Source organism: Acinetobacter sp. YH12049, assembly GCF_013419875.1.
GTDB lineage: Bacteria > Pseudomonadota > Gammaproteobacteria > Pseudomonadales > Moraxellaceae > Acinetobacter > Acinetobacter amyesii.
On the sequence record NZ_VOZH01000036.1, the window covers coordinates 18,995 to 27,654 of the forward strand.

The following is an 8,660-nucleotide window of genomic DNA, read 5'->3' on the forward strand; positions in this document are numbered from 1 at the left end:
TAGTTATATCCTTTATAAGGCTCAGCGATGATGCGACTTAATTTGAACGCTGATGACAACAAGGATTCTCCAATGGAAAAGTCAGATAATAAGCATGCTATTGTCACGGTAGCAATCTGCTTCCTTATTGCCGTAATCGAAGGTCTGGATATTCAGGCTGCAGGTATTGCAGCAGCAGGGATTCGTGAATATTTCGGGCTGGATAGCTCGCAGCTAGGGGTGTTTTTTAGTGCCGGTATTTTAGGATTATTACCTGGTGCTTTGGTGGGTGGTCGGATTGCAGACCGAATGGGCCGTAAAAAAGTATTAATTTGGTCTACGGGGATGTTCGCCATCTTTACCTTATGTACGGTATGGGTAAATAGCTTCCATAGCTTACTCGCTGTACGTTTTCTTGCAGGTGCAGGTTTAGGTGCAGCAATGCCAATTTTAATTACCTTGGCATCTGAATCGGTAACGCCACAAAATCGTGGTCGTGCAGTCGGTTTGATGTACTGTGGTATGCCTGTAGGTGCGGCAATCTTATCATTGGTCGCAATGACGGACTTCGGTGCAAACTGGAAAAATATTTTCTATTTAGGCGGTTTATTACCGATTGTTGTGATTCCATTGATGATTTGGTTCCTGCCCGAATCGCGTGAATTCTTGAAAGCCAAAGATCAAGCGGTTCAAGCGACCGCCAATGGCGAAGTGCAACAAGGTGCTTTCAAAAACCTCTTTAACACAGAAAACCGTTTACGTACTTTCTCAATTTGGGTGAGCTACTTCTTCACCTTGATGGTGGTGTACATCATGTTGAGCTGGTTACCGTCGTTGTTCACCGAACTCGGTTTCACTCGTAAAGATGGTGCAACTGCGCAGTTCTACTTCATGGTGAGTGCAACCATTGGTACGATCATTTTAGGTATGTTGACTGATCGTTGGAAGAAAGCTTATGTGATCATTTTGATGTACGGCGGTATTTTGGCAGGTCTATTTGCGCTCAATGGTGCAGGTTCATTGACTCAAATGTACATGGCGTCAGCTTTAGTCGGTGCATTCGTGATTGGTTGCCAAGGGGTGCTGTATGCCTTCGGTGGTATCGTATATCCAACACAGTTACGTGGTACGGGTGTTGGTGTTGCTTCAGCCGTTGGTCGTGTCGGTGCAATGTTAGGCCCTGCAATTGCGGGTCAGCTATTGGCAGCAGGTTTTGGTGCGGCAGGGGTGATTACCGCTGCAATTCCATGTATCGCAATCTCTGCAGTATTTATGTTGTTGTTGGTACGTCGTATTCCATCTTAAGGAACATGTCATATCAAAAAAGCCCGCATATTGCGGGCTTTTTTATGGCGACAATTGAAGTCGCGCTAATGCTTTAAACCAAGATAAATAAATGTATTTTATGTAAAAATACAGCAGAAAGAGAAAATAAAAAATCAACGTAGAGGGGCTATGTCAGCAAGAAAACTGGTCGCAATTTTTAAAGTTGATCAACGTGAATTCAGTTTGTATCTACATCAATACGAATTTATCTTGGAACTCAAACCTGTATTTCAAAGAAATCGCCAACAGCCGAGACAAAATGCGTGGTTAGCCTTTGCCGATGAACCTACCCTAGAAGATGTTGCTGAAAATATTAATGCGTTTGAGGTCATGCAACAGACACGCAGCCATTTATTAAAATATATCTTTCAACATCAACCGCGATATTTTTATTTTCATGCCTCGACTCGGCGAAAAGCCCGTATTTACCCACGCTTTGCACAGCGTTTGGTTGAGCATTTGCCCAAGTATCGGTATTGTCAGGAAGGACAGTCATTTTATTTTTATGCACAGGACTGAATACTAAGGCTTTTAAAATATGAGCGAATCAGTAGAGTCGCCGACAACGCATGACAACGGATGGAGAGATATGCAAAAGAATACAGCGCTGATTGTGGTCGATGTACAAAATGGTTTTACCCCAGGTGGTCAGTTGGCTGTTGCCAATGCAGATCAAATTATTCCAGGGATTAATCAAGTTGGACAATACTTTGCGAATATTGTGCTGACTCAAGATTGGCATCCAGCCGACCATATTTCTTTTGCTGAAAATCATCCTGAGCATGCACCTTATGACAGCATAGAGCTGAATTATGGAACGCAAGTATTGTGGCCAACACATTGTGTACAAGGTACACAGGATGCCGAATTACATCCTGATTTAAATTTACCGACGGCGCAGCTGATTATCCGTAAAGGTTTTCATCAGCATATCGACAGCTACTCTGCTTTTATGGAAGCAGATCAGAAAACCTCAACAGGTTTGGCGGGCTATTTGCGCGAACGCGGTATTGATACAGTCTTTGTGGTTGGGATCGCCACGGATTTTTGTGTTGCATGGACGGCAATGGATGCGCGTAAGCTTGGTTTTGAAACTTTTGTGATTGCTGATTTGACCAAAGGGATCGATTTACAGGGTTCGCTTCAGCATGCATGGCAAGACATGTTGGCGAATGGGGTGAAGCGTATTTACCTGAAAGATATTGTGCAGCAGCATGCACAGGCATTATCTTTGGCATGACCCAGTGGGCTCAGTTGAGAAAAGGCATAAGGGTGTGCCTTTTTTTGTCCCTGTATTTAAATGGAAGATGCCTATGTCGGCTTTCTTAAAATTCACTCAATTTGTGCAGAAAACATTTGCGATTTGGGTGGTGCTGTTTGCAGCGCTCGCCATGTTTTTTCCCGATGTATTTGTTTGGTTAAAAGCATATATCCCATGGATGCTAGGCATCATTATGTTGGGTATGGGCATGACCATGACACTGCAAGGTTTTAAAAGTGTATTGCAAAGCCCTAAAGCTGTGATGATCGGGGTTTTGGCACAGTTTATTGTGATGCCGGGATTGGCTTTTTTCTTGTGTAAATTATTACAACTGCCGACAGAAATCGCGATCGGGGTCATTCTTGTCGGTTGCTGTCCAGGTGGAACGGCTTCTAATGTCATCACCTATATGGCAAAAGGTAATACCGCATTATCTGTTGCCTGTACCTCTGTTTCGACATTACTCGCACCGGTTTTAACCCCTGCGATTTTCTATTTGCTGGCAAGCCAATGGATCGAAATTAATGCGGCATCGATGTTGGTTTCAATTTTACAAGTGGTTTTATTTCCGATCATTGTGGGGTTAATGATTCGAACTGTCTTTAAGCACCGAGTGGATGCCTATATACAGGTCATGCCATTGGTTTCTGTTGTGGCAATTGTAGCGATTGTGGCAGCAATCATTGCGGGTAGTCGAACACAGATTTTGCAATCAGGTTTACTGATTCTTGGGGTAGTGGCCTTACATAATGGCTTGGGCTATCTATTGGGTTTTTGGGCCAGCCGACTGTTTAAATTGCCCTATGCAGACTGTAAAGCAGTGTCGATTGAAGTTGGGATGCAAAACTCAGGTTTGGGTGTGGCATTGGCGGCGACCCATTTTGCCGCTTCACCTCTGACCGCTGTGCCGAGTGCGATTTTTAGTTTGTGGCACAATATTTCGGGTCCCGCACTGGCAACCTATTGGGCAGCACGGACGAGTGAGCCCAAAGCATTGGAACAAGACAAGCCTGTGCAATAAACAATTCAGTAAAATAGAGGGCAATGTCCCTCTTTTTTGATGTCGAAAATAAATTTTACGATTTGATGAACAGGGCTTTAGGGAATTGCATGCTTTTTTAATTGATTAATGCTATTTGTAACATAAGTGTCATATCCGCTGCCTAACATGCCGGCAAACACTTTAGATATAGACTGTTTCAAACAGCATTGAGAGGGTATGCAACATTTTCAGCATTCATCAGCGACCTATTATAATCGTGAATTGTCACTTTTAGATTTCAATCGGCGGGTCTTGGCTCAGGCACTCGATTCAAGTTTACCTTTACTTGAACGCTTGAATTTTCTCATCATTTTTTCACGCAATTTAGATGAATTCTTTGAAATTCGCATTGCGGGGCTAATGAAACAACGAGATTTGAATGCAATTGTACGGACGCCAGATGCCATTCCGACTGAAGTGGTCTTAGATGAACTTTCCCAAGTGATTCATGACACGGTTGCACAGCAATACCACACCCTCAATCATGCTGTATTGCCTGCACTACAAAGTGAAGGCATTCGTTTTATTCAATTTAAAGATATTTTAGAAAAACATCGGGCGTGGATTAGCCATTATTTTAGTAAAGAAGTTCAACCGGTCTTAACGCCGATTAGCTTAGATCCATCGCATCCGTTTCCACGCTTGGTCAATAAAAGCCTCAACTTTATTGTGAGCCTAGAAGGCAAAGATGCCTTTGGTCGTGCCATTGAAATGGCGATTGTGCCTGCGCCACGTTCCTTGCCGCGTTTAATCAAAATGCCCGCCGAGGTTGAAGGCAGTGCAGAGACACAAATTTTCCTGACCGCCATTATTCAGCAACACATCAATGACCTATTTCCGGGAATGAAAGCGACGGGCTGTTATGCCTTTCGAGTGACACGCAATGCAGATTTAGTTCTGGCTGAAGATGTGGATGACTTGGCGGTGGCATTAAAAGATGAATTGTCTTCACGGCGTTTTGGTCGGGCAGTTCGCTTAGAAATTGAAGCTGATTGTCCGCAAAGCATTATTGATTATTTGTTAGATGAATTTGATTTGAGTGAGCAGGAGCTCTATCGCATTGACGGCCCGATCAATTTATCGCGTCTCAGTGCCAGTTTTAATCGACCTGAACTGAAATATCCGGTCTATACACCGATTATTCCTAAAGTTTTTCGTAAACAAACCGCGATTTTTGATGTATTAAAAACACAAGATGTGTTGTTACATCATCCGTTTGACTCCTTTCAACCGGTTATTAACCTATTACGTGAAGCTGCAAAAGACCCTCAGGTTTTAGCCATTAAGCAGACGCTTTATCGCAGTGGGCCAGATTCGGACATCGTACAAGTTTTGGCGGAGGCGGCTCGCAACGGTAAGGAAGTAACCGCAGTTATCGAACTTCGGGCGCGGTTTGATGAAGAATCCAATATTACCGTGGCCAATATATTGCAAGAAGCTGGGGCTGTCGTGGTGTATGGCATTGTGGGCTATAAAACCCATGCCAAGATGATTCTGATTGTGCGCCGTGAAAATAATCAACTATTGCGCTACGCCCATTTGGGAACAGGTAATTACCACGCAGGCAATGCGCGGATGTATACCGATTATGGCCTGATGACGACGCATCCCGATATTTGCGAGGATGTGCATCGCATGTTTCAGGAACTGACAGGCATGGGCAAGATGGCGAAGCTGAAAGCGTTATTGCATGCACCATTTACTCTGCATACTGAATTACTGAAACTGATTGAACAGGAAATTGTTGCTGCACAAGCGGGAAAATACGCACGAATTATTGTGAAGGTCAATGCACTCACGGAACCGCAACTGATTGCTGCTTTGTATCGTGCATCGCAAGCAGGGGTATCTGTAGATTTAATTATCCGTTCGATTTGTTGTTTGATTCCTCAGGTCAAAGGGATGTCTGAGAATATTCATGTGAGATCTATCGTCGGACGCTTCTTAGAGCATACTCGAGTGTATTATTTTGAGCATGCAGGCGAAAAACGATTGTACTGTGCCAGTGCCGATTGGATGGGACGTAACTTATTTTCACGGGTCGAAACCTGTTTTCCCATTTTAGAAAGCCGTTTGAAAAAACGCATTATGAAAGATTGTTTACTTAACTATTTGGACGATAATCAAAATGCATGGGAAATGCAGTCGAATGGGCAATGGGAGAAAGTCGCGGTTGAAGCAGGTGCCGAACCGCATAACGCGCAAAAATATTTGATTGCACAGAAAATTTCGACCGTTTAAGACAAAAAAATCCCGACTTAAGTCGGGATTTTTGATTTCGCTAAAACCTTTACGAGGCTTTTGACTGTTTGGATTTTAAAATTTCAGTTCTGAAGTTTTGAGCCAATTCAGCAGCATCACTGTCCATCCCATTGAGCATAAATGCATGACGAGTGAGCACATTGGTCGGATTTGGCAAGCTCACCAATTGGAAATGATCTGAAATCTCTTTGAGCAAAGTTGTCGGCACATGAATGGCACTTTCTTTGGCAACCAATTGTTGGACTAAACGCTCAGCCGCTTGTACAGAAGACAATTGCATGGCTTCGACAGAGCTTGAAATCGCACTACGGGTTTGTAAAACGAAACGTTTTTCTTCACGGTAGCGTTTATATAAAACATCTGAAAGCAATTGGAATACTGAGCTGATCATGGTGAGGCAACGCAGCGCATCTGGAGTGTCAGCGGTCATGCTGATGGTTGCGCCATGTTCATCAAACTTATGCACTGTACTGATGTCAGAACTGTTCAATTTATAATGTTGAACACAGAGTTCTGTGGTTTTATTCAAGAAAATTTGGCAGAGATTAAAATACGGCACAGACACGGTTTTGTTGACGCTATCGAGCAGCTGTTTCGGATCATAAAATTGAATATTTAATGCCAAGCTGTTGCTGTCGAGAACCACTGGTTTCATGTCTTTATGCTGTTTTGCTTTGGCTTGCGCATTTTGCTGCGCTTGAGCAATCGCCAGAGCGGCATTATGTTTTTCTTGTTCTAAAGCCTGCGCTAGCGTTTGAATTTCATGTTTTAGACGTGATTCATTGTTGATTCGCGCTAAATATTCAGTACGACTTGGACGCGCAATAGCGCGATACGCCAACCATAACAAGCCATGTAAGAATAATGAAAATAGAATCGCAGCCCACTGCGTACGTAAGATTTCACCAATACTTGGTTTAATTAAGGTGATTTCAACCGTTCCGACTTTCTTTTCGTTTTGCAGCGCATCACGAACAAAGATTTCACCGTCACGGGTTTTGGTCAAACCGCCTGTGGCCAAAACTTGATTATTGGCATTTAAAATGCGGATGGAAGCCACGCTCGGGTTGGTTGCATAGCGGTCAGCAAGTAAGGCTAATGATACGGTATTGGCCGGCTCAAGCTCAGATAGGCTGTCTGTAACCAATTGACTGGTCATCAGTTGTCCCTGACTGGCACGGTTTTCGTTCAATTGGTGGGTTGTTGCCAATACCAATAAAAAGGTATGCAAAGCAAAACAAACTACTAATAGGCTAGCAAATAGCCCTTGTCTAGGCGCATTCAACGTAAACTTCCAAGGCAATTCTATTCAATTTAGATTATGATTCTTACATTAGTTGTAGCTCAGACCCGAGTCAATTCATGCGAGAAATCATTCTTATATCACTTTTAGGACCTGACCAACCTAATCAATTTACACGATTAATGCAGGTTTTGTCCGCACATTCCTTACAGATTTTAGATGTCGGACAAGCAGTCATCCACAATCAGCTGACTTTAGGTATTGTTGTTTCGTCGGAAGACCAGACTGCGACAGCATTAGCCATGAAGGAGATGTTGATTTTAGCACATGATATTGGCTTAACTGTGCGCTTTAAACCAATCTCTACAACAGAATATCAACAATGGGTAAATGAGGGAGGCCGCACACGCTATATCGTTACGGCACTTGCGCCAGAATTACAGGCGTCTCATTTACAGGCAGTTACAAATATTGTGTCGAGCCAAGGCTTTAATATTGAAACTGTGACTCGTTTATCTGGCCGTCCAGAGTTAGATGGATCAAGCGAAGGTCCACGCCGTGCCTGCGTTCAATTTGGCTTAAAAGGCCAGATGTTGGATGCCACTGCGATGCGTGCAGCATGTTTACGTCTATCTACTGAACTAGGGGTAGATGTTGCCGTTCAAGAAGACAATGCTTACCGTCGTAATCGTCGTTTAGTCTGCTTTGATATGGACTCAACGCTGATTGAGCAAGAAGTAATTGACGAATTGGCGATTGAAGCGGGTGTCGGGGCTCAAGTGGCTGAAATCACTGAACGTGCTATGCAAGGCGAGCTCGATTTCCAACAAAGTTTCCGTGCACGTGTGGCACTGCTCAAAGGTATGGATGCTTCGGTATTGCCTAAAATTGCAGAACGTCTGACTGTCACAGAAGGTGCGGAACGTCTGATTTCAACGCTTAAATCACTGGGTTATCGCACGGCTATTTTGTCAGGTGGTTTTCAGTATTTTGCCGAATATCTACAAGCAAAACTGGGTATCGATGAAGTCCATGCCAATGTACTGGACGTCCAAGATGGCGCGGTAACAGGTGAAGTGAAAGGTCATATTGTCGATGGTGCTCGCAAAGCCTTCTTGTTGACTCAAATCGCTGAAGAAATGGGGATTTCATTAGAACAAGCCATTGCTGTCGGTGATGGTGCGAATGACTTACCTATGTTGTCTTTAGCCGGCTTAGGCGTTGCTTTCCGTGCGAAACCTTTGGTTCGTCAAAATGCCAATCAAGCCATTTCAAGCGTGGGTCTAGATGGTGTTCTTTACCTGCTTGGTGTGCATGATAAAGATTTAAATCGTGCTTAAAACCATTTAAGGCACAGTCAAAAACGTAGCCAAAAGGCTGCGTTTTTTTATGCCAAGAATTCAGCTCATCCGATGAACGGTATAGCTAAATACCAAATAAATCATTACAGTAATCTTTAAATAATTTATCAATATCTTTAACTCTAAACTTAGTTCGAATCGCCTTGACTCGTGACCACATATTTTCTATTGGATTTAAATCTGGAC

7 protein-coding genes are annotated in these 8,660 nt (G+C 43.4%); 6 read left to right on the forward strand and 1 reads right to left on the reverse strand.

All coding sequences use genetic code 11. The features are described from left to right. The first annotated feature begins 72 nt into the window (after nucleotides 1–72). The 5 genes from mhpT to ppk1 all read left to right on the forward strand — a co-directional run bounded on the left by mhpT (nucleotide 73) and on the right by ppk1 (nucleotide 5,849). Nucleotides 73–1,284, forward strand: coding sequence for a 3-(3-hydroxy-phenyl)propionate transporter MhpT (gene mhpT / locus FTU05_RS14105; RefSeq protein ID WP_180165782.1), 1,212 nt, complete (start codon nucleotides 73–75; stop codon nucleotides 1,282–1,284). Nucleotides 1,285–1,434: 150 nt separating this feature from the next. Beyond that, nucleotides 1,435–1,824 carry a hypothetical protein gene (locus tag FTU05_RS14110; RefSeq protein ID WP_168379713.1) on the forward strand — a complete coding sequence of 130 codons (390 nt, stop codon included), beginning with the start codon at nucleotides 1,435–1,437 and terminating at the stop codon, nucleotides 1,822–1,824. Nucleotides 1,825–1,894: 70 nt separating this feature from the next. Next, complete coding sequence (gene pncA, locus FTU05_RS14115) at nucleotides 1,895–2,545, forward strand: bifunctional nicotinamidase/pyrazinamidase (protein ID WP_168379715.1); 651 nt, start codon at nucleotides 1,895–1,897, stop codon at nucleotides 2,543–2,545. Nucleotides 2,546–2,618: 73 nt separating this feature from the next. Beyond that, nucleotides 2,619–3,587 (forward strand): bile acid:sodium symporter family protein, encoded by a 969-nt coding sequence (locus FTU05_RS14120; protein ID WP_180165784.1) that lies wholly within the window; start codon nucleotides 2,619–2,621, stop codon nucleotides 3,585–3,587. 198 nt (nucleotides 3,588–3,785) lie between these two features. Continuing rightward, nucleotides 3,786–5,849 (forward strand): polyphosphate kinase 1, encoded by a 2,064-nt coding sequence (ppk1, locus tag FTU05_RS14125; protein WP_180106768.1) that lies wholly within the window; start codon nucleotides 3,786–3,788, stop codon nucleotides 5,847–5,849. Nucleotides 5,850–5,898: 49 nt separating this feature from the next. Here ppk1 and FTU05_RS14130 read toward each other — a convergent pair whose 3' ends face one another. Next, nucleotides 5,899–7,155, reverse strand: coding sequence for a hypothetical protein (locus FTU05_RS14130; protein WP_168379711.1), 1,257 nt, complete (start codon nucleotides 7,153–7,155; stop codon nucleotides 5,899–5,901). 77 nt (nucleotides 7,156–7,232) lie between these two features. Here FTU05_RS14130 and serB point away from each other — a divergent pair, with 77 nt between their 5' ends. Further along, nucleotides 7,233–8,453, forward strand: coding sequence for a phosphoserine phosphatase SerB (serB, locus tag FTU05_RS14135; protein ID WP_078193257.1), 1,221 nt, complete (start codon nucleotides 7,233–7,235; stop codon nucleotides 8,451–8,453). Nucleotides 8,454–8,660 lie beyond the last annotated feature (207 nt).

Excerpts from the sequence above, each read along its gene's own strand:
- FTU05_RS14120 (WP_180165784.1), top strand. The coding sequence starts at position 2,619 with ATGTCGGCTTTCTTAAAATTCACTCAATTTGTGCAGAAAACATTTGCG.
- ppk1 (WP_180106768.1), top strand. The coding sequence starts at position 3,786 with ATGCAACATTTTCAGCATTCATCAGCGACCTATTATAATCGTGAATTG.
- pncA (WP_168379715.1), top strand. The coding sequence starts at position 1,895 with ATGCAAAAGAATACAGCGCTGATTGTGGTCGATGTACAAAATGGTTTT.
- serB (WP_078193257.1), top strand. The coding sequence starts at position 7,233 with ATGCGAGAAATCATTCTTATATCACTTTTAGGACCTGACCAACCTAAT.
- mhpT (WP_180165782.1), top strand. The coding sequence starts at position 73 with ATGGAAAAGTCAGATAATAAGCATGCTATTGTCACGGTAGCAATCTGC.
- FTU05_RS14110 (WP_168379713.1), top strand. The coding sequence starts at position 1,435 with ATGTCAGCAAGAAAACTGGTCGCAATTTTTAAAGTTGATCAACGTGAA.